At 50.5% G+C, this 21,861-nt stretch carries 20 protein-coding genes and 1 pseudogene; 8 read left to right on the top strand and 13 right to left on the bottom strand.

Annotated features, from left to right (window positions below):
• Positions 1 to 35 precede the first annotated feature (35 nt).
• The 7 genes from H4O27_RS03295 to H4O27_RS03265 form a co-directional block, all read right to left on the bottom strand.
• Entirely contained in the window at positions 36 to 1,586 is a 1,551-nt protein-coding gene (locus tag H4O27_RS03295; protein ID WP_165009974.1) for a fatty acid--CoA ligase, read from the bottom strand.
• A gap of 171 nt (positions 1,587 to 1,757) precedes the next feature.
• Entirely contained in the window at positions 1,758 to 2,780 is a 1,023-nt protein-coding gene (locus H4O27_RS03290) for an ABC transporter permease (RefSeq protein ID WP_165009976.1), read from the bottom strand.
• A gap of 173 nt (positions 2,781 to 2,953) precedes the next feature.
• Positions 2,954 to 4,000, bottom strand: a complete 1,047-nt coding sequence (locus tag H4O27_RS03285) for an ABC transporter permease subunit (RefSeq protein ID WP_165009978.1) — start codon at positions 3,998 to 4,000, stop codon at positions 2,954 to 2,956.
• Positions 4,001 to 4,178: 178 nt separating this feature from the next.
• Positions 4,179 to 4,715 (bottom strand): YniB family protein, encoded by a 537-nt coding sequence (locus H4O27_RS03280; protein WP_165009980.1) that lies wholly within the window; start codon positions 4,713 to 4,715, stop codon positions 4,179 to 4,181.
• Between the two features lie 48 nt (positions 4,716 to 4,763).
• Positions 4,764 to 5,687, bottom strand: a complete 924-nt coding sequence (locus H4O27_RS03275) for a CobW family GTP-binding protein (RefSeq protein WP_165009982.1) — start codon at positions 5,685 to 5,687, stop codon at positions 4,764 to 4,766.
• Positions 5,678 to 6,148, bottom strand: coding sequence for a Fur family transcriptional regulator (locus tag H4O27_RS03270; RefSeq protein ID WP_165009984.1), 471 nt, complete (start codon positions 6,146 to 6,148; stop codon positions 5,678 to 5,680). Before H4O27_RS03270 ends, H4O27_RS03275 begins: the two co-directional genes overlap by 10 nt.
• A gap of 117 nt (positions 6,149 to 6,265) precedes the next feature.
• On the bottom strand, positions 6,266 to 7,096 hold the full coding sequence (locus H4O27_RS03265; protein ID WP_165009986.1) for an SDR family oxidoreductase: 831 nt from the start codon (positions 7,094 to 7,096) through the stop codon (positions 6,266 to 6,268).
• Between the two features lie 108 nt (positions 7,097 to 7,204).
• Here H4O27_RS03265 and H4O27_RS03260 point away from each other — a divergent pair, with 108 nt between their 5' ends.
• Complete coding sequence (locus tag H4O27_RS03260; RefSeq protein WP_165009988.1) at positions 7,205 to 7,657, top strand: c-type cytochrome; 453 nt, start codon at positions 7,205 to 7,207, stop codon at positions 7,655 to 7,657.
• Between the two features lie 537 nt (positions 7,658 to 8,194).
• Here the strand turns inward: H4O27_RS03260 and H4O27_RS03250 are convergent.
• The 3 genes from H4O27_RS03250 to mltG form a co-directional block, all read right to left on the bottom strand.
• Positions 8,195 to 9,475, bottom strand: coding sequence for a malic enzyme-like NAD(P)-binding protein (locus H4O27_RS03250; protein ID WP_165009990.1), 1,281 nt, complete (start codon positions 9,473 to 9,475; stop codon positions 8,195 to 8,197).
• A gap of 261 nt (positions 9,476 to 9,736) precedes the next feature.
• Entirely contained in the window at positions 9,737 to 10,357 is a 621-nt protein-coding gene (gene tmk, locus H4O27_RS03245; RefSeq protein ID WP_165009992.1) for a dTMP kinase, read from the bottom strand.
• Positions 10,358 to 10,450: 93 nt separating this feature from the next.
• Positions 10,451 to 11,446 (bottom strand): endolytic transglycosylase MltG, encoded by a 996-nt coding sequence (gene mltG / locus H4O27_RS03240; RefSeq protein WP_165009994.1) that lies wholly within the window; start codon positions 11,444 to 11,446, stop codon positions 10,451 to 10,453.
• 125 nt (positions 11,447 to 11,571) lie between these two features.
• Here mltG and ampD point away from each other — a divergent pair, with 125 nt between their 5' ends.
• The 7 genes and pseudogenes from ampD (at position 11,572) to H4O27_RS03210 (ending at position 18,295) form a co-directional block, all read left to right on the top strand.
• Entirely contained in the window at positions 11,572 to 12,129 is a 558-nt protein-coding gene (ampD, locus tag H4O27_RS03235) for a 1,6-anhydro-N-acetylmuramyl-L-alanine amidase AmpD (protein WP_165009996.1), read from the top strand.
• A gap of 162 nt (positions 12,130 to 12,291) precedes the next feature.
• Positions 12,292 to 13,527: a cell division protein ZipA C-terminal FtsZ-binding domain-containing protein gene (locus H4O27_RS03230; RefSeq protein ID WP_165009998.1), complete on the top strand. Its 1,236-nt coding sequence runs from the start codon at positions 12,292 to 12,294 to the stop codon at positions 13,525 to 13,527.
• Positions 13,528 to 13,669: 142 nt separating this feature from the next.
• A pseudogene (gene ligA, locus H4O27_RS13555) lies at positions 13,670 to 14,848 on the top strand (NAD-dependent DNA ligase LigA); the annotation flags it as partial.
• 36 nt (positions 14,849 to 14,884) lie between these two features.
• Positions 14,885 to 16,126 carry a helix-hairpin-helix domain-containing protein gene (locus tag H4O27_RS13550; protein ID WP_371865587.1) on the top strand — a complete coding sequence of 414 codons (1,242 nt, stop codon included), beginning with the start codon at positions 14,885 to 14,887 and terminating at the stop codon, positions 16,124 to 16,126.
• 68 nt (positions 16,127 to 16,194) lie between these two features.
• Positions 16,195 to 17,061 (top strand): UTP--glucose-1-phosphate uridylyltransferase GalU, encoded by an 867-nt coding sequence (galU, locus tag H4O27_RS03220; protein ID WP_165010002.1) that lies wholly within the window; start codon positions 16,195 to 16,197, stop codon positions 17,059 to 17,061.
• 89 nt (positions 17,062 to 17,150) lie between these two features.
• Positions 17,151 to 17,498, top strand: a complete 348-nt coding sequence (locus H4O27_RS03215; RefSeq protein ID WP_165009354.1) for a helix-turn-helix domain-containing protein — start codon at positions 17,151 to 17,153, stop codon at positions 17,496 to 17,498.
• Positions 17,495 to 18,295 (top strand): IS3 family transposase, encoded by an 801-nt coding sequence (locus H4O27_RS03210; RefSeq protein ID WP_193004245.1) that lies wholly within the window; start codon positions 17,495 to 17,497, stop codon positions 18,293 to 18,295. The genes H4O27_RS03215 and H4O27_RS03210 overlap by 4 nt, the downstream gene beginning before the upstream one ends.
• A gap of 60 nt (positions 18,296 to 18,355) precedes the next feature.
• Here H4O27_RS03210 and H4O27_RS03205 read toward each other — a convergent pair whose 3' ends face one another.
• Genes H4O27_RS03205 through H4O27_RS03195 form a run of 3 tightly spaced genes read right to left on the bottom strand, consistent with a single transcriptional unit; the run spans position 18,356 to position 21,826 of the window.
• Positions 18,356 to 18,871 carry a PqiC family protein gene (locus tag H4O27_RS03205; protein WP_165009458.1) on the bottom strand — a complete coding sequence of 172 codons (516 nt, stop codon included), beginning with the start codon at positions 18,869 to 18,871 and terminating at the stop codon, positions 18,356 to 18,358.
• Positions 18,871 to 20,544 carry an intermembrane transport protein PqiB gene (gene pqiB / locus H4O27_RS03200; protein ID WP_165009460.1) on the bottom strand — a complete coding sequence of 558 codons (1,674 nt, stop codon included), beginning with the start codon at positions 20,542 to 20,544 and terminating at the stop codon, positions 18,871 to 18,873. The genes H4O27_RS03205 and pqiB overlap by 1 nt, the downstream gene beginning before the upstream one ends.
• On the bottom strand, positions 20,534 to 21,826 hold the full coding sequence (locus H4O27_RS03195; protein WP_165009462.1) for a paraquat-inducible protein A: 1,293 nt from the start codon (positions 21,824 to 21,826) through the stop codon (positions 20,534 to 20,536). Before H4O27_RS03195 ends, pqiB begins: the two co-directional genes overlap by 11 nt.
• Positions 21,827 to 21,861: the final 35 nt, after the last annotated feature.

Below are 21,861 nucleotides of genomic sequence, written 5' to 3'. Positions count from 1 at the left end.
AAGCGTGATTGGCCAACCACGCTTTTCAGACGGCCTTATCCGGCCGATTTCTCTTCTTGCAACTGCTGCTTCAATACGCGTTTCAACACCTTGCCGGTAGCGTTTTTCGGCAACTCGTCTTTAAAATAAATGTGCTTGGGCACTTTAAAATTCGCCAGATTTTTGCGCAAATAGGCGCGTACTTCTTTTTCATCGAGCGTCATTTTGTCTTTGACCTGCACAAAAGCAACGATTTCCTCATCGGCATATTGGTCTTTCACGCCAATCACCGCCGCCGCTTCCGCCGCATCCATTTTGTACAGCACCTCTTCAATCTCGCGCGGATAAATGTTTTGGCCTTTGGAGATAATCAAATCTTTTTTGCGGTCGACAATGAAAATAAAGCCGTCATCATCAATCTGCACTAAATCGCCCGTGCGCAGCCAGCCGTTGACAACCGCTTCGTCGGTCGCGCCCGGCATATTCAGATAGCCCTGCATCACCGCATCGCTTTTGACAATGAGTTCGCCCACGCCGCCTTTTTCCACTTCCATCAATTCATCGTTAACTGCTTTGATTTGGTAGCCCGGCAACGGTTTGCCCACGCTGCCGACTTTTTGCTGCTCCAGCGTATTAACGGAAACCACCGGCGAACACTCGCTTAGGCCATAGCCTTCAATCAGCTTGGATCTGGGGAACTTGGCTTTAAAATCTAAAATGGTTTGCTCAGCCAAAGGCGCGCCGCCGCTGACAAACAGGCGCACGCGGTTGAACCAGCGGAAATACCACGGAATTTTTGCCTTGCCCATCGCGGTGTAAATCGCCGGCACACCCAAGAAAATGGTCGCGCGCTTGAACAGAACCTGCTTCAGCACATTGGAAAACGGAAACACCGATTTTACCAAAATAATCGAACACACCATGTAAATCGGCAGCAATACCATCGCCGTCAGCGTGAAGCTGTGGAACATCGGCAGGAACACGACAAAGCGGTCTTTGCGCGAAATCTTAAATACCTGCTCCACCCCTTGCAGATTGGAAAACAGGTTTTTATACGTAATCAGCGCACCTTTCGGATGGCCGGTAGTGCCCGATGTATAAATGATGTGTGCCAAATCATCAATGGCAGGCTGATGGCTTAAATCCGGCTTCTCCGGAAACGACAAGGCCGCCGTAAAATGGGCGTGTTTTTTATCGGCCGGCCGTTTATCGCCGATCCAAATGATTTTTTCCAGCTTGGTTTTGTCTTCCAAGCCTCGGACTTCTTTCAAACCGTCCGAAGCAAACAGAAATTTGGCCGCGCAATCATTGAGAATATAGGCAAATTCGTCGTTTTTCAAAAACGTGTTCATAGGTACGGCCACCGCACCCAGAGCCGTGATGGCAAAATAAGCCACAATAAAATCCGGCGAATTTGACACGGCCAGCGCTACTTTGTCGCCGAATTTCACATCAATACTTTGCAGATAAGCGGCCACCGCATCGACCTGCTGTTTGAGCCGGCGATAGCTGATTTTTTCCTGATCGTTGAAAATAGCAGTATTTTTGGCAGACTTATGGTTTGCCGCCGACAGCATTTGGTAAAAATTGCGATAAAGATAATTCATAAAGCTTTCTTATTGGAATGGTTTGATATACCCCGCAGGCTGCCCGTTGCCGGGCCGTCTGTATTTTATAGAATCAGCATAAAGAAAGTAAGCCGTTTCGCGTAAAAACAAGCAAGTTCCGATGAGATTTTCGGCAAAAACGCAAGATTATTCGGCAAACGCCGTCTGAAATCAATTGCGTACCCGCACGTCGAACGCATGGCGCAAGCCTTCGCCCACCATTACCAACAGCAGCAACATCACCGTTAATGCGCCGACTGCCGACAGGCCGATCCACCATGCATCTAAATTGTCTTTGCCCTGCGCCAACAGTTCACCCAAACTGGCTTGCGAAGCGGGCACACCCAGCCCCAAAAAGTCCAAACTGGTTAAGGCCAACACCGCACCGGAAATGCGGAACGGTAAAAACGCCAACACCGGCGTGAGGCTGTTGGGCAGAATGTGCCGCCACATAATCGTGCCGTTGCCCACGCCCATGCTTTTTGCCGCCAGCACATAATCGGCCTGGCGGTTTTTTAAAAATTCGGCGCGCACATAGTCCGACAGCCCCATCCAGCCGAACAGCGACAGCAACAACAATAAAATCAGCAAGCCCGGATTAAAAAACGACGACAAAATAATCAGCAGATAAAGCTCGGGCAAGCCGCCCCAGATTTCTAAAAAGCGCTGAATCAGCAAATCAGTTTTGCCGCCAAAATAGCCTTGCACAGCACCCATCACCACGCCGATAAACGTGGTTACGGCGGTTAAGGCCAATGCGAACAGCAGCGAATCGCGGAAACCGTACACCAAACGCGCCAGCACATCGCGGCCGCGGTCGTCCGTGCCCAGCCAATGCTGCTCAGACGGTCTTGCCGGATCGGGCAGGGTGTCGAAATCGTTTAAGGTATCGGCGGCGTAAGGATTAGGCAGATACAGGGCAAAATTGCCGTCGGACGTGATGTTTTGGCGGATTAAGGGGTCGAGATAATCGGCAGGCGTCTCGAAATCGCCGCCGAATTCGGTTTCATAATAGGTACTGATGAGCGGAAAATAGGTTTTGCCCTGATACTGAATCCACAGCGGCTTGTCGTTGCTCCACAACGGAGCGGCCAGCGCCACGGCAAACAGCACCGTCAGCACGCGCAACGCCAGCCAACCGCGCTTGTGCTGCTTAAAAGCCTGCCATGTGGGATTTTGAGAGAGAGTCTTCATCGTTGTATTTTGTTGAGGCCGTCTGAAAAATTTTTTAGTGCCAATTGATAGAGATGGTATAAAATTCGGCTAAATACTCCGCCAAGATTTCATGCGCTTCCTGACTTTACGCAATAATTTTTTTAATATCTTTCAAACTTTTCATTGATTTATCCTCAAATCTTTCAGACGGCCTACTTCTGCCCGCCAAAATGAATGCGCGGGTCGACCCACGAATAAGAAATATCAGACAACAATTTCGCCAGCAGCCCCATCAGTGTAAACACATACAGCGTGCCCATCACCACCGGATAATCGCGTTTCATTACCGCTTCGTATGACAACAGGCCCAGCCCGTCGAGCGAAAACAGCGTTTCAATCAGCAGGCTGCCGGTGAAAAACGCGCCGATAAAGGCGGCCGGAAAGCCGGTAACCAACGGAATCATGGCGTTGCGGAACACATGTTTCCATAAAATCTGCTTTTCCGGCAAACCCTTCGCACGGGCGGTATAGACATATTGGCGGCGGATTTCTTCGAGAAACACGTTTTTGGTCAACACCGTCATCACGGCAAGATTGCCTGCCACCGATGCGGTAATCGGCAAAACCATGTGCCACAGATAATCTTTGATTTTGGCAAACGTACTCAGATTTTCCCAATCATCACTCACCAAACCGCCCTGCGGAAACCATGAAAAGAAACTGCCGCCGCCGAACAACACCAGCAGCACCAAACCCAACACAAACGGCGGAATAGTATAACCGGCCAACACCACCATGCCGGTGAGCATATCAAAGCGGCTGCCGTCGCGCACCGACTTGGCAATGCCGAGCGGAATACAAATCAGGTAGGTCAGGAAAAACGTCCACAACCCTAAGCTCATCGATACGGGCATTTTTTCTTTCACCAATTCAAACACAGTTTGATGATGGAAAAAACTCTCGCCCAAATCAAAGCGTAAAAAACGGCCGACCATCTCGACAAAGCGTGTCAACGGCGGTTTGTCGAAACCGTAAAGCGCATTCAACACCGCCATGTCATCTGCACTCAAGTTGCCCGATTTCATCATATTCGCCGCACCGCCGCCCGCCTCACCCACCGCCGCGCTTTGGGTCAACTGCTGTACCATCTGCTCCACCGGCCCGCCGGGCACGAATTGGATAATCGCAAACGTCACCGCCAGAATACCGAGCAACGTGGGAATTAAGAGTAACAAGCGTTGGAAAATATAACGCCACATGGGATTTGCTTTCTTGAGTTTTGAGGCCGTCTGAAAAAGGTTTAAGGTTTTCAGACGGCCTGTGAGAAATGTTAGGCAGAGTAATCCACCATTTCAATAATATAATGTAGAAATACGCTTATTAGCCACCTTATATTTACTTTCTATACAGCCTTTTATCTTGCCTTATTTCAAAATATTAGCCACTTAAACCAAAGAACTTAATAATTATCGCGCCAATTATTGCCACAATTAACGGCGCAATATATAAATCATGAATTTTATTTGATTCCGGCAACCTAACTTGAGATTCTCTTTCTTTTCTGGAAACAAGGTTATTTCCGACAGAATTCATTAACATCTCACGTTCAATCTTATCATCAACTTCTTTTAATTTACGCTTTAAAGCCATACTGGAATTCAAAAATATCCATCCAATAAAAAATATTGTATAAATCACAAAAAATTTAATTCCCTGACTGTCTAGAATATTAGATGGATCTGGTACAGGTGAATGATTCCAAAATAAATCCAAATACCTACTCCGTTCATAAATAAAATAAACAATATCTTTAAATGGCTTAGAAATAATCTGTCCAAATTGGCTTCCATCATCTAATTTAAAATAAAACATTTTTGAAATTGAAATAAATGTAGATACCAAACTGGGTATACAAAATAAAGTACCCAATATGAAATTTCTAAACATTTTATTTTTCATTTGCTTATAATTCAAAAATATTTCTCCCAAGGGCAAACATTAAACTTAAATACCCAGACGGCCTTACTCCATCGCTTCATTCAATTTCTGCTGAATCAAATCCGCGTCAAACGATTTAGCAATCAGTTCGAAACGCGAATCACGCCGCCATGAAACTTGGTTGGCACCCCATTGGCCGTCCACCCAGTTGAGCCACACCCATGTGCCGAGCACTTGGAACACGCCTTTGGCACGCACCAAGCCTTCGGTCATTTTCGGCAGGTCGTTGAAAAAACGGGTCAGGCGTTCGCCGTCGAATTCTTTGCCGGCCGGAAAGGTAAAGCCTTCGGATTGGAAACCCATGGTGTTGTCGGGCAAGGCTTTGAGGCGGTAGCGTGATTTTTCCACCACCGGAATATCCAACCATTGAATGTCGAGCCGGGCATTTGCCACTTCGACCACTTTGGCTTTGGGCGGAAACAATTTGGCTGCTTTTTCGTGAAACTCAGCCATTTGTTCGGGCGCGCACAAATCGGTTTTGCTTGCCACCAACACATCGCACACGCCGATTTGATCTTTATACAGCGCTTGGTTGGCATAATTCGGGTCGATGAATTGGCGCGGATCGACCACGGTAAACACTGCGCCGATTTCCACCAAGTCTTTCAACGGCGGTGCTTTGAGTTCGTCAATCACGCTGGCGGCATGCGCCAAGCCGCTGGCTTCGATCATCAGGCGGTCGGGCCCGGCATCGCGCAGCATTTTTTGCACGGTGCTGCCCATTTGCGCACCGGCGGTGCAACACAGGCAACCGCCGGCAATTTCGGCCACGGGAATGCCCTCATCGCTCAATACCGCGCCGTCAATGCCGATTTCGCCGAATTCATTGACGATAATCACCCATTTTTCATTCGGGTCTTTTTGCGCCATCAGGCTCTTGAGCGCGGTGGTTTTGCCGGTGCCCAAGAAGCCGGAAATCAGGTGGACTTTGGTTTTCTTTACTGACATTTCTTGCAGATTCCTGTTAAAACAACGTGTTCTTCTTTCAAGGCAAAGCCGCTTTCGGCCACACCGGCGCGTAAGGCCGTCCATTCCCGGCTTAGGGTTTGCTCATCGACCGCGCCGCATTCGGTGCACACCAAAATAAACGCGCTGTGGTGGGTGGCGATTTCTTCGTCGTCATGGCAATGATCGCCGCACTCATGCTGCGCGTGGCTGCACAATACATAGCCGTTGACCGCGGCCACTTTGTGCAACACGCCCTGCTCCGCCCAAAAATCCAAGGCACGGTAGGCGGTAGGCGGCGCGACCACGCCTTCACTTTGCTGCTGCATCAGCGACAAAACATTGTAGGCTTTGATGACGCCGGTTTGCTGCAACACGATATCCAACACCTGCTCGCGCAAAGCAGTCACCTGCGCGCCATCGATCCGGGCTTGTTCTAAAATTTTCTGTTTCAAAGGATTCATAACGGGCTTTCAGACGGCCTTTTCAGATGGCCTTATTATAGCGTGTTTGTATGTATTCAGATACATCAAGGCCGTCTGAAAGCCTTATGCTGCTTTCAGACGGCCTGTCGGGTAAACTTATTTAAACCACGATTTGATTTTGTCGAATAATGAGATGCTTTGTTTCTCGAAGCCCTCTTCCGCCGCGGCGACGGCAGTAGTTTCGTCTTTGGTAACTTTGAGCGGATTAAACGTTTGAGCCACCGGCATGATTTCAATGGCGTTGACATTCATGTGCGCCGGACGTTGATACAGCCACAAAGCGGTGTCGGCAATGTCTTGCGGACGGATAAACTGCACGTTTTTATACAAATCGGCCGCACGTTCATCGTCTCCTTTAAAGCGCACATTGGAAAACTCAGTATCGCCGCACAAACCCGGCTCGATGTTGGTGATACGGATGTTTCTACCCGCCAAATCGGCGCGCAAATTCAGGCTGAACTGGCGCACAAACGCTTTGGTCGCACCATACACATTGCCGCCCGGATAAGGGTATGTGCCGGCAATCGAGCCCAAATTCATGATATAGCCCTGATTGCGTTCCACCATCTGCGGCAATACTTGTCGCGTGAGAAAAGTCAGGCCGATGATGTTGGTTTGAATCATGGTTTCCCAATCGCCGAAATCGGCTTTGTCGGCATTATCCAAACCCAAGGCCAAACCGGCATTGTTAATCAGGCAGTCGATTTCGCTGAAATTTTCCGGCAAGCTGTCGAGCGCGTTGCGGATGGATTCGGTTTTCGATACGTCCATTTCCAGCGCATAGAATCGGCCGCCCAATTCATCGGCCAATGCCTGTAATTTATCCAAACGCCGCGCCGCGCCGATGACATGGTAACCCGCCGCCACAAAGCTGCGGCACATCGCCTCGCCGAATCCGGCCGAAGCACCGGTAATCAAAATCGCCATACTGTTTCCTTTCGTTTTTCACACGGTTTCAGGTATGATTGCATCATCTTATTTTTCAGACGGCCTCACCCGTCTTTCATCAAAACAATCATACCACAAGGACACACCATGAAAATCAAAACTTCCCTGATTTCAGCGGCCGCCGCTTTCGCCCTTTCCGCCTGCGGCGGCGCACCTGCCGAGCCGAAAGGCGCGATTTCCGAAGAGCGCACCGCCGCGTTCAAATCGATGATGCCGGAATTCATGAGCATGGGCAAAATGGTGAAAGGCGAAGAAACATACGTTGTCGAGACCTTTAAAGCCAACGCCGCCAAATTTGCCGAAAGCAGCAAAAAGCCATTTGAGCATTTCCAATCCGACCCGCAGGGCAACGGCGATGCGCTGCCGGCCATTTGGGAAGACGAAGCAAAATTCAAAGCCGAAGAAGAAAAATTCCACACTGCCGTGGCCAAGCTCAACGAAGCGGCACAAGGCGGTAATTTGGAAACCATTAAAGCCGCTTACGGCGAAGTGGGCGCAAGCTGCAAATCATGTCACGATGTGTACCGCAAACCGAAATAAATTGAAGTTTTCGACATAATCAAAGCCGTCTGAATAAAACTGCACCCCCAAAGTTGGCCCTTCCAACTTAGAAGGGTGCAGTTTTCTTATGTCCAAATATACACCAGATTTCAAATACCGAGCCGTACTCCACTACCGCCAAGTGCACACCGACAGCGCACTGCAAACCATTTCAACGTCTCACGCACACACCTGCGCCGTCGGATAGCTGCCTAACCGGTAAGGCGATTCAATACCCGCAGGCTACCCGTATGAAGACCAAACGTAAGAAGCCGTTTACCGTCGACAAACCCGACCATGAAAAAACTCAAGCAGTGACGTAACTGAGTTTGAATGCACAGACGGCAAACTGTACTGTTCACCGATACCGGATATGTTTAACCGTGAGATTGCAGCTTATTCTTTAGGCCGAAGAGCGAACGGTAAGATGGTGGCGCAAATGCCGGAAAGACATTCGGCCGTCTGAAACAAATGTTTCAGACGGCCTGTGTTTTAGGGTTTGGATTCAATCAGGCAAATGCCCGGCGGATTCAAACCTTACAGCTTCCATTCGCTCAATTTGGCTTGGTAAGCATCCAAATCGGCAATCGGACGGGCCGCTACACCGCTATCCATCGCAGCTTTAGCCGTAGCTGCGGCAACGCGTGGCAGCAGGCGTGAATCAAACGGGGTTGGGATCAGGTAATCCGCGCCGAATTCGAATTTTTTTCCGTAAGCGGCAGTCACTTCTTCGGTCACTTCTTCCATCGCCAAATCCGCCAATGCGTACACGCAAGCCAGTTTCATTTCTTCGTTGATGGTGGTTGCGCCGCAATCCAATGCACCGCGGAAGATGAATGGGAAGCACAATACGTTGTTCACTTGGTTAGGGAAGTCGGAACGGCCGGTTCCGATTACCACGTCGGCGCGGGTTTCTTTCGCCAATGGCGGCATGATTTCAGGATTTGGATTGGCCATGGCAAACACGATTGGTTTGTCGTTCATGGCCAACAGCATTTCAGGGGTCAATACATTCGCACCTGACAAGCCCAAGAAGATATCTTTGCCTTTCACGGCATCAGCCAAGTTGCGCGCACCGGTGTCCTCTACCGCGTAGAATTTTTTCGACTCGTCCATGCGGTCTTTGTCTTCGCGGGTTTGGTAAATCACGCCTTTAGAGTCGCATACGGTCACGTTTTCGCGTTTCAGGCCGAGCGCCAGCAATTGGTTCAAACATGCAATCGCGGCAGCACCTGCGCCGGAACACACCAAAGTGGCTTCGCCGATGTTGCGGCCGGTATAACGCAGGGCATTCAATACGGCGGCGGCAGTGATGATGGCGGTGCCGTGTTGGTCATCGTGGAATACCGGAATTTTGCAGCGTTTGCGCAATTCGCGTTCGATGTAGAAGCACTCGGGGGCTTTGATGTCTTCCAAATTGATGCCGCCGAAAGTCGGCTCTAATGCGGCGATGATATCGACTAGTTTTTGCGGGTCTTTTTCGTCGATTTCAATGTCGAATACATCCACGCCGGCAAATTTTTTGAACAATACGCCTTTGCCTTCCATTACAGGCTTGCCGGCCAATGCGCCGATGTTGCCCAAGCCCAAAACGGCGGTACCGTTGGAAATGACTCCAACCAAATTACCTTTAGAGGTGTATTTGTAGGCGGCTTGCGGGTCGGCTTCGATTTCCAAGCAAGGGAATGCAACACCCGGAGAGTAGGCCAATGCCAAATCTTCCGAAGTGCTCAGAGATTTCGTCGGGGTAACGGATACTTTACCCGGAACGGGGAATTCGTGGAATTTCAGTGCTGCATCTTTCAATGTATTTTCCATTGTGCTAATCCTGTTGCAATAATTTACGCTGTGAAGAGTGAATGCCGTCTGAAAATCGGTCGGGCGGTGCGATACAAAAGCGATAACCCGATAATTTCAAGCCGATGTAATCGGGCGTAATTTTAACATGCAACCCTGCTTGGGCATACCGTTAATTTAATTATTTTTACCAACAGTAGGAAAGTATTTGATAAAACGCAAGAAAAGCCGTCTGAAAAGCGGTCATTGTGCTTTTCAGACGGCCTTTTGTTTATTTTTAAATTAAAGCCCGAAATGGCGGCTTAATACGGCTTCAATATCCTGCTTCACCCGTTCGCGCCCGCGGTTGCCGTCAATCACGGCATAGCGGTTCGGCGCGGCTGCGGCGCGGTCGAGATATACGTTACGCACGCGCACAAAAAAATCGGCCTGCTCTTGCTCGAAGCGGTCTTTCTCGCGCGTTTGGCTGATGCGGGCCATCGACACCTCAAGCGGCACATCCAGCAACACCGCCAAATCCGGCCGCAAACCGCCCTGTACCCAGTTTTCCAATACTTCAATATCCTGTAAAGGCACACCGCGTCCGCCGCCCTGATAGGCAAACGTGGCATCGGTAAAACGGTCGGACACCACATGAATGCCTTTTTCCAACGCCGGCAAAATCACGTTTTCCAAATGCTGTTGCCGTGCGGCAAACATCAATAAAGTTTCCGCCCGCAGGCCGACTTGGGTTTGCGGATTGAGCAGCAATTCGCGCAAGGCTTCGCCCATCGCTGTCCCGCCCGGCTCGCGTGTAAACACCACCGGCAATCGGCGTTCGTCAAACCATGCCTGCATCACAGCCAAGTTGGTCGATTTTCCGGCACCGTCTATGCCGTCGAGCGTAATGAATTGCGCTTTCATGGGGTTCCTTAAATAATATTAGGCCGTCTGAAATTCTACACGATAATGCAGTATTTTTTCAGACGGCCCCGTATCTGTATTTGTATGTGCAGGCTATTTTTTCAAAATATATTTGCGTACGGCGGCGTTGTGTTCATCCAGAGTATGGCTGAATTGGCTCAAGCCGGTGCCGTCCATTCGGGACACGAAATACAGGTATTTTTCGGCAGAAGGATGCGCGGCGGCTTCCAGCGAGGCTTTGCCCGGCAAGGCAATCGGTGTCGGGGTAAGGCCGGCGCGGGTGTAAGTATTGTAAGGTGTATCGCGGCGCAAATCGGCTTTGCGGATTTTACCCTGATAAGCTGCTCCCATGCCGTAAATCACGGTCGGGTCGGTTTGCAGGCGCATACCGGTGGCCAAGCGGTTTTTAAATACCGACGACACATGTGCGCGGTCGGCCGGATGGCCGGTTTCTTTTTCGATAAGGCTCGCCATAATCAGCAATTCATACGGATTTTTATACGGCAGGCCGCTTTGGCGTTCGTCCCATGCGGCGCCGAGCTCCCGCCGCATGGTTTTATAGGCCAAACGGTAAATCTGAATGTCGCTGCTGTCGGCCTCGATTTCATAGCTGTCGGGAAAAAACAGGCCTTCCGGATTCGGATTCAAGGCATCCGGTGCGATTTCGGCCATCAGCCTCCCATCACTCCATTGGGCGGTGTCGTGCCGGATGCTTTCGGTTTCGTTGATGATTTTGCGCATGGTGGCAAAACGCATGCCTTCGACAATTTTCACGCTTACGGTGTCCGGGCGGCCGCTGCGTAATTTTTGCAACACATCCCACGCCGATGCTTTGGCCGGCATGCGGTAGGTGCCCGCTTTTAATTGATTGTGCGTGCCAGTTGCATATGCGGCCAGCATCAATACGTGACGGTTGTAAATCAGGCCGTCATCAGCCAATTTTCGGCTCACCGACGAAATACCTTGATTTTTAGTTACTTTCACGCGATAGATTTTGCCGTTGTCTTTCGGCACAAACAGCAATGCCGCCACCGCCGCAATCACGGCCAGCAAAAACACCAGCAGCCATTTCAACAATTTATTCAACATGGTAGGATGTGCCATCAAATTTAATCGGCGACAGTATAACCGAATGCGCTGTCTTTGCCGAAAATTTACTCTTAACGCAGCATTTATCAAAATAAAAGTATCAAAGATTAAAGGCCGTCTGAAACATGAATTTCACATCTTCTTGGCAACAAGGCCGCTGGTCGGCTGCCCGCCAAGTCCAATCGCCCAATTTTGAAGCGCGTCCTGCCGGTGAAAAAATCTCGCTGGTGGTGTTGCACAATATTTCCCTGCCGCCGTTTGAATACGGCAACGGCGCGGTAGAAAAGCTGTTTACCAACCAAATCCGACCGGAAGAACATCCGTTCTTCAGCGTGATTCATACTTTGCGGGTATCCAGCCATTTTTTCATCACGCGCGAAGGCGAAGCGGTGCAGTTCGTTTCGTGCGACGACATGGCCTACCACGCCGGTGTGTCGTCATTCCGAGGGCGGGAAAAGTGCAATCTGTTTTCCATCGGCATAGAAATGGAAGGCTGCGATTTCGAGCCGTTTACCGAAGCACAATATCAAACCCTGCACCATTTATTAAGCGCATTACAGGCGCAATACCCCATCGAAGCCATCACCGGCCATCAGGATATCGCACCCGACCGCAAAACCGATCCCGGCCGTTTTTTCGATTGGCCGCGTTTAATCAAAGCAGGTTTTCCGGTAGAACGTTGACTTTTTCAGACGGCCTGAAGCAAAGTTGCCGCCGGTTTTATGCTTAATGCTGCCAGAACAGGTAAATTTCGTTATAATCCGAACATTACCGTGATGTCCCGATTGCGGTTCGAATCCGGCATTGCGCCACTCCAGAAATTTCTTTCCCCAAGAGTGCCCACCATGATTATTATCGTTTTAGGCTTGGCCATTATTTTGGCCGTGATTGCCTACAATATGTATCAAGAAAACCAATACCGCAAACAAGTGCGCGAGCAATTCGGCCATTCCGACAAAGATGCGCTGTTGGCCAGCAAAACCAGCCATGTGCGCGACGGCAAAGAATCCGGCAGCCGCGGTTTCTTGTTGAAAAAACCAAACAAAGCCGAAGAAGCCGCTTTGCGCAATTTGCAAGAACAAGATGAAATTTATGCTGCCAAAGCGAAATTGGCCAAACCGCCCGCCATCAAAACCGACATCGAATTAGCGATGGAAGACGATTTCACCGATGAGCCGGTTCATCACACCGTGATTGGTTTAAACAATGAAATCAACACCCAGACCACGCCGTCCCCGCAACACGGCAATTTAGTGAGTTTGGATGAGCTGGTGCAAATTGAATTGCCTTGGTTCGACCCGCGTTTTGACTATCTGGCCTACATCGCTTTGAATGAAGCACAAGAACTGCATGCCCTGCCTCGCTTGTCTAACCGTCACCGCTTCCAAATAGTCGGCTGCACCATGGATGACCGTTTCCAAGTGGCCGAGCCGATTCCGGGCGTGTATTACCAAGGTTTCGTGATGGGTCTGCAAGCCGTCAGCCGCAATGGTTTGGCTTCGCCGGAAGAATTGGATCAATTCAACCAACAAGTTTCTGCCTTCGCCCAATTGGTCGGCGGCCAAGTGCGCTACACCGATTTGCCGGCTTTTGTCGAAGTTGCCCAAGCACTCGACAATTTCTGCGAGCGTGTTGACCAAACCATCGCCATCCACTTGGTGTCGCGCTCAAGCATCAGCGGCTTGGAATTGCGTTCAGCCGTTGAAGGCACCGGCTTCAATCTGGCTGAAGACGGCACGTTCCACTACCCTGATGAAAAAGGCAATCCGATGTTTATCTTGGCGTCGCTCGACAATTCACCGTTTACCGGCGCATTGCTGAATAACCAGGCCTACCGCGGCTTCAGCATGCTGTTCGACATTCCGCACATTCCGGCCGGTGAAAAAACCTTCGACCTGTTTATGGACTTGGCGGTTAAATTGTCCGGCCAATTGAGCTTGGATTTGGTCAACGACAAAATGGAAGAAGTGTCTACCCCTTGGCTGAAAGACGTGCGCAATTATGTGTTGGCGCGTCAGGAAGAAATGCTGAAAGTGGGCATCAAACCGGGCAGCAAACAATCGCTGCGTTTGTTCTCATAAAGCCATTTTTCTCTAAAAAAAGCGGATACGCACAACAGTGTATCCGCTTTTTTTCAGGTAAAATCCACTTATCTTTCTATCTTTTTTATGCTTTTTCAGACGGCCTGTTTATTATGCAAAGGCCGTCTGAACATTTTAAACCATGAATGCAACCGAACAAAAAATCCAAAACCTAACCGCCCTACTCAACCGCTACGACTACGAATACTACACGCTCGACGCGCCGACTGTACCCGATGCCGAGTACGACCGCTTGTTCCGCGAGCTGGAAGCATTGGAAGCGGAGCACCCTGATTTGAAACAGCCCGACAGCCCGACCCAGCGTGTCGGCGGTGCAGCTTTGGATGGTTTTGCCGGCGTGCGCCATACCGTGCCGATGTTGTCGCTGAACAATGCTTTTTCACCGCAAACCGAAGAAGGCGTGTTCGACCATGCGGAAATGCACGCTTTTGATGAGCGCGTGCGCGGCGGTTTAAACGGGGCATCAGCCGAATATGTCATTGAACCGAAATTCGACGGCTTGGCCATCAGCCTGCTGTATCGCGACGGCGTATTAGTGCAAGCGGCCACGCGCGGCGATGGGGCAACGGGCGAAGATGTCACGCAAAATGTGAAAACCATCGCCAATATTCCCTTGCGTCTGCATGGTGATCATGTACCTCAATTGATTGAAGTGCGCGGCGAAGTGTTAATGCTCAAAGCCGATTTTGCCGCGCTCAACCGGCGTCAGGCCGAGCAAAACCAAAAAGCGTTTGCCAATCCGCGTAATGCGGCTGCGGGCAGCCTACGCCAACTGGATTCCAAAATTACTGCCCAACGCAAACTGCACTTTTTTGCCTATGGCATCGCGCAACAAGAAGGCGGCTTCGTTTCGGAGGAACACATTCAAGAATTGGCTTATTTGGGCGAACTTGGCTTCAGCCTGCCCTACGGCCAATTCGGTTGTCTCCCGAATATCGGCGAAGTATTGGCTTTTTACGAACAAATGCAGCAAAAACGCCCTTCTCTGCCGTATGAAATCGACGGCATGGTGGTGAAGGTCAACAGCCTGGCGCAACAAGAAACGCTGGGCTTCATTTCGCGCGCACCGCGCTGGGCGATTGCGCATAAATTCCCTGCCGAAGAAGCCTTGACCGTGGTAGAAGCGATTGATGTGCAAGTCGGCCGCACCGGTGCGGTTACGCCGGTGGCGCGTTTACAACCTGTGTTTGTCGGCGGCGTGACTGTAACCAATGCCACCCTACACAACGAAGGCGAAACGCAGCGCAAAGATGTGCGCATCGGCGATACGGTGATTGTCCGCCGCGCGGGCGATGTGATTCCTGAAGTGGTTCGCGTAGTATTCGACCGCCGTCCAATGCAAGCGGCTGAAATAAAAACTAATTTTTCAGACGGCCTGCAAGATGATTTGTTTGCTACGCCGCCTAAAAACACACAAACGGATATCCGACCGCTCTATCCGCAATACCGCCTACCCGAATATTGTCCGATTTGCGGCAGCGGCATCGAGCGTGAAGAAGGTGGAGCCGTGGCACGTTGCAGCGGCGGTATGCTTTGCCAAGCACAGCGGGCGCAAGGCTTGATTCACTTTGCTTCACGCAAAGCCATGGATATCGACGGCCTCGGCCAACGCCAAGTCGAGCAGTTGGTGGCTCAGGGCTTGGTGCAACATTTTGCCGACTTATACCGCTTAGATATCGCTGCCCTGCAAAAAATGAAGGAAACCGCCGAACAAGCGGAAGCACAAATTAATGCAGAAGATATGCCGTCCGAACCCGCCCTGCCTCTTTCAGACGGCCTCAAAAGCAACAAAAAAGCATCGCCGGCCAAGTGGGCACAAAATATTCTCGACGGCATTGAAGCCAGCAAGCAACCCGATTTGGCACGATTCCTGTTCGCACTCGGCATCCGTCATGTCGGTGAACGCACGGCAAAATCATTGGCGCAAGCATTCGGCAATTTGGAAAGCGTACGCCGCGCGCCCGAGCCTGTTTTGGCGTGCTTGCCCGACATCGGCAGCGTGGTGGCGCATTCGATTGCCCACTTCTTCGCCCAACCCGATCAGCAAAACATGATTGACGAATTGCTGGCTGTCGGCGTTGCGCCGCAAACACAAAGCGTGACCCTGCCACTGGCACAATACGTCACACCCGAACGCTGGATCAACCGTCTGCCCGGTTTCAAAATCAGCGGGAAAAAAGCCGCCGCACTGTGGGATTTGGCCGGTAAAAGCGTGGAAGGCTTAATCCACGACAAAGCCCTACCCGCCGATTGGCAGCAATGGCGCAGCATTGAAGCCAATTCATCGCTTTTAATGACCATACAGCAATTTTTGGCACATATGCCGTCTGAAACCGCGACAATAGCCGAGTCCCTGTTTGGCAAAACATTCGTCTTAACCGGCACCCTGCCCACCTTAAAACGTGACGAAGCACAAGCCATGATTGAAGCTGCCGGCGGTAAAGTTTCCGGCAGCGTATCGAAGAAAACCGATTTCGTGGTCGCAGGCGAAGCTGCCGGCAGCAAGCTGGGAAAAGCTCATGCGCTAGGTGTAGCCGTGTTGGATGAAGCTGCCCTATTGGCATTGTTAAATCCATAAAGAAAATAAATTTTTTCAAATTTTAAGGTCAAATATTTAACCTTATTCAACCACCTCAAGGAAATATTATGAAACCAATTCGAAAAGCCGTTTTCCCCGTTGCCGGTATGGGCACGCGTTTTCTGCCTGCAACCAAAGCCAGCCCGAAAGAAATGCTGCCGATTGTGGATAAGCCTTTAATTCAATATGCGGTTGAAGAAGCCGTTGCCGCAGGCTGCACCGAAATGGTGTTTGTGACCGGCCGTAACAAACGCAGCATCGAAGACCATTTCGACAAAGCCTACGAGCTGGAAACCGAATTGGAACAGCGCAACAAAGAAAAACTGCTAGCGCACGTTAAAGACATTCTGCCGCCTGAAATCACTTGTCTCTATATCCGCCAAGCCGAAGCATTGGGCTTGGGTCATGCCGTGTTGTGTGCCCGTGCCGCTGTGGGTGACGAACCGTTTGCCGTGATTTTGGCCGACGACTTAATTGATGCCCCGCAAGGTGCATTGAAACAAATGGCCGATATCTACAACCAAAGCGGCAACAGTGTATTGGGCGTGGAAACTGTAGACCCATCACAAACCGGTTCATACGGCATTGTCGAAGTGGAAAAACTCAAAAATTTCCAGCGCATCACCAATATCGTGGAAAAACCAAAGCCAGAAGAAGCACCTTCTAACTTAGCCGTGGTCGGCCGATATATCCTGACCCCGCGCATTTTTGATTTGCTGACCAACCTGCCGCGTGGCGCAGGCAACGAAATCCAACTTACCGATGCCATCGCCCGCCTGCTCGATCACGAATTTGTGTTGGCACACACTTTCGAAGGCAAACGCTACGACTGCGGCAGCAAATTAGGTTATCTGGAAGCCACTTTGGCTTATGGTTTGAAACACCCTGAAACCGCAAAGGACTTTGCCGAATTGTTGAAACAATACGCTAAATAATCTGTATAAATAGAACAGGCCGTCTGAAATCTTTGAACTGCACCCCAAAAGTTGGACACCCCTCCAACTTTAAAAGGTGCAGTTTTCTTATGTCCAAATATAACCTACACTTCAAATACCGAGCCGTACTCCATTATCACCAAGTGCACAGCCAACAGCGCACCGCAGAGCACTTCAACGTCTCGCGCACCCACCTGCGCCGTTGGATAGCCGCCTATCGGCAAGGCGGTATCGCCGCACTTCAACACCCGCAGGCTACGTTTATGAAGACCAAACGCAAAAACCCGTTTATCGCCGACAAACCCGACCACGAAAAAACCCGGGCGGAACTGATTGAAGAGTTACGTTACATGAGGGCGGAGAACGACTACCTAAAGCACATGAAAGCCCTCAACGAAAAGAACGCCGCCAAAGCTGCGAAACCGTTCAAACGTTGAGAGCGAAGCACCCGCTGAAATATCTGCTGCACAGTGCCGGCATTCCCAAAAGCAGCTTTCATTACCATATCGGCAAAGCCGATCCCGATGCGGCGGCCAAAACCGCAGTAAGTGAAGTCTATCGCCGACACAAAGGCCGCTACGGTCATCGGCGGATTGCCGCCGTATTGTCGTGGAACAAAAAGAAAGTGCAGCGCATTATGGGTTTGTTGGGACTGAAAGCCAAAGTCCGCAGCAAAAAAGCCTACCGTCCGCAGGTAATAGGAGAGGCTTCGGATAATATTCTTAATCGTGAATTTACTGCCGGCAAACCGGCAGACAAATGGCTGACCGATGTGACGGAGTTCAAATGCACAGACGGGAAGCTGTACTTATCGCCGATATCGGATGTGTTTAATCGGGAGATTGTGGCCTATTCTTTAAGCCGCAGAGCAAACAGTAAACTGGTGGCGCAAATGTTGGATAAAGCATTTGGCCGTCTGAAAGGCCAAACGCCGCTGCTGCATTCCGACCGGGGTGTGCTTTACCGCACCGGGGCTTATCGGGCGAAACTGGCTGAGAAAGGAATGGTGCAAAGCATGTCGCGTAAAGGAAATTGCTGGGACAATGCGCCGATGGAGCGTTTCTTCGGTACATTAAAAGAAGAGAGCTTCTATCAGGAAGGTGCGTTGTCGGTGGCAGAGCTGACAGAGGTAATAGATGATTACATACGTTACTACAATCATGAGCGGATTAGTTTAAACTTAAAAAAGCTGAGTCCTGTCGGCTACAGAACCCAGCTTGAAAAGGCTGTTTGAGAAAGATTCTTAACTTGTCCAAGTATTGGGGGGCAGTTCAATTTCAGACGGCCTTTATGACTAATAAGCCATTAGTTCGGCGGCTCGGTTCAAACCGGTTTCCAAAGAATCGACCATAGCCGCATAGCCGTCGCCCTGCTGCGGCGTTTCGACGTGGAAAGGCTTGCTTTGCCCGTTCGGCCACAGCGCGTAGCCGCTGACCACGGTTTGGCCTTGGTAGCTGCCGTTGAACGCCTCGATATACACTTTCAGCACCTGGCTGCTTTGGCTGCGGCCGGAAGGGATAAAGGTATATTGGCCGTTTAAGCGGTTGAGTTTGTTGCTCAAACTATTGGCCAAAGCACTATCAAGCGGGCTTGCCCACAAATGGTTTTTAGCAAAATTCAAATGATGCGCGTCGGTTTGATACACCAGTCCACCTTGGTTCAGCGGCTCGGCCGGATATACCCTCACCGCCATTTCGCTGCCTTGGCGCGGCTGGGTGTATTGGCTGTCGGGCAGCACAAAATATCGGGTGTTTTGCGGTGTGCTGCAAGCGGCGAGCAACACGGTGCAACTTAAGGCTAAAAGGCGCATTATCGGCTTCCTTTCGGGATAGGATCTTCGGTATTACTGTTGAAAATCAACGCATTCGGCTTTTCTTTTAAGGTGGTAATCACCGGCTGCGCATCTTTCAGTGTTTTATCGATGCTCTGTAAGGTGTTTTGAACATCACCGTAAATCGGCGATTGCGGCGACACGCCTTGCAGGGTTTGGCGCAATTCTTTCAAGGTTTGGTTGATTTCGTTCGGAATATTCTGTGTTTGCGGTTTACCGACCAATTTATCCACCGAATTCAAAGCCGTAGTGGCGGATCTCAAAGTGGTTTTCAGTTCGGCCAACGATGTATTCAGGTTACCGACAGTTTGCTCCAGCGGCAGCTTGTTGAATTTTTCCAACAGATTCGCCAATTGCGCCTGCAAATCGTCAAAACCGCCGCCGCGCGTGGCAATCACGGTATCACCGCCGTACACTGTATGCGGTTTCAGCTTCGGCAATGAAGACGGTTCGTCGGTGAGCTCGACCAATTTGCTGCCGGTAATCAGGTTGTTGCTGGCAATGGTGGCGGTGAGGCCGCGGTTTAAGGCCGTCTGAAACTGCCGCTGCCAATGTGCTTTGGTCTGCATATCGGCATTCATTTCCAAACGCGACGGCTCCAGGCGGATACGCACGGGAATCCAGCCGTTGGCAAACAAGTTCAGGCTGTCGTTGCGGGCGAAATACGGCAAATCCGACACCACGCCTATATTGATGCCTTTGTATTCCACCGGCGCGCCCACACTCAAACCGCGCACGGATTGTTTGAAAAAGGCGGTGTAGTAAAGCGAGCGGCCGTCCGGCAGGTTTTCTACTTCGCTGCGGCTGTCGTAAAGCGTGAAAGTGTCTTCGTTTTTAACCGCTTGTGCATTATCGGTTTTCGGCGAACTGAACGCAATCGCACCCGACAACAAAGCCGGTAAAGGTGCTGAATTCACTTGGATGCCGCTGCCCGATGTTTGGATGTTGAGGCCGCTTTCCAACCAGAAACGGCTTTCGGCATGAATCAGCTTGTCATTCGGGCTTTGGATGAAGATGGTGTAATGCACGGTTTGGTCATTAGGATCGAAACGCGCGCTTTCCACCTGCCCCACCATAAAGTTTTCATACAAAACAGGGCTGCTCACGCTCAAAATTTTGTCGTTAGCGCCGACCAATTTCAGACGCAGGCCGCGTTGGCCGATGGCCGCAATCGGCGGAATATCCAATACTTTAAACACCGATTCTTCTTTCGCGCTGGTGCCTGGGGTAAAGGCAATGTATGAGCCGGAAAGCAGCGTGCCCAAGCCTGTGACACCGCTCTGATCGATACGCGGTTTCACCACCCAAAACTGGGTGTCTTTACGGATTAAATCTTGTGCATCGGCACTCAGTTGCGCAGTGGCCTCAACGCCTTTGCGGTCTTCGCGCAATTTGATTTTGGTGATGCGGCCGACATCCACGTTCAACACTTTAATCACGGTATTGTTGACTTCAATGCCGTCGGCGCTGTCAAGCAGCAGGGTGATGGTCGGACCGGTATTGCGGATTTGCTTCATCAGCAGCCAGCCGCCCGCAATCAGGGCAATCAGCGGAATCAGCCACACCACCGAAGTGAACACGTTGGTTTTCTTAATGCGTGCCGGCGGGGGCGGCGGCAAATGGTTGTCAGGTTGGTTTAAATTATCGTTCATATTCACTATGGCCGTCTGAAACTTTGTCCCAAATCAGGCGCGGATCGAAAAAATAAGCAGAAAGCATGGTGAGCAACACCACCAAGCAGAAATACACAGCGGCTTCTCCCGGCACCACCCGTGCCATATTGGTGTGAAACGCGCTCATCAAAATAATAATCACAAAAATATCAATCATCGACCAGCGGCCGACGGCTTCGGTAATCCGATACATCACCGACATCCGAGGCGCAGCAAGCGGCGGTTTGAAATAGGCAGATGCAATCAACACCGCCATTGCCGCAATCTTCAACACCGGCACCAAAATACTGGCGCTGAAAATAATCGCCGCAATCAGCTTATCGCCATCGTGCCACATATAAATAATGCCGCTCATGATGGTGTTGATTTCCAACGCGGTCGGGTTAGACGAAATCATAATCGGCAACACATTGGCCGGCACATACAAAATTGCCGCTGCAATTAAAAAACACAACGAAATGCGCAAACTATACGGCCGCCGGCGATATAAATCCGCACCGCAAACGCCGCACGTCTGCTCATTGGCATCACGGAAATACAGACAGCGGCTGCAGCAGATTTTATCATCCGAGGCCGTCTGAACTGCGTTAAAGCCCAAAATGCGGTGGATTTTATAATACACCCAGTGCTGCGGAATCGATACCGATGTGCGAATCAGCATAACCGCCAAAATCAACATCAGATAAAAAGCCGGCCCAAACGTGACTTCCGACACCGACGACAATTTAATATACGCCACCAGCGTCGAAATAAAAAACACATCGACCATAATCCAATGGCGCAAACGCACCAGCACCCGCGTGCAATAAAACAGCGCCGGCAGCATTTTTTCCATTGCCAATGCCGAATACACATACACGCACATCAGCAAAAACAGTAAAGGCGTACCGAAAGTCAGAATAAACATCACTTCGGCCAAAAAACCGAATTCCTGCAACACCAGCAGCCGCATCATTTCCGGCAAGGTCAAAATCGACACGACCCCGATCATCTCGATTTTCATAAACAGCATGGTGTAAACAAAAGCCATCAAAATCAGTGATGTGGCGGCATAAGCCAACGGCGCGATGTAGGGATTTTTTCCGACTTGCACCAATTCGTGATTACACGTCGGACAATGCGCTTCCTGCCCCTGCTGCAAACGCGGAATGTCGGTGCGGCAGCCGCAATCAGGACAATCCGCCGTATGCGCCGGTAAGGTGGCATCGTTACGGAACGATTTAAAACGCCACCAGCGTCGGTAGGTCGGAAACAGTTTCATGAAATCGGGTATGGAATAAAAACTTTATCAAGTTC

Origin of the sequence: Neisseria yangbaofengii (assembly GCF_014898075.1) — a bacterium.
GTDB lineage: Bacteria > Pseudomonadota > Gammaproteobacteria > Burkholderiales > Neisseriaceae > Neisseria > Neisseria yangbaofengii.
Note: the sequence above shows the minus strand (reverse complement) of the source record. Positions and strands in the feature narration are given on the sequence as shown.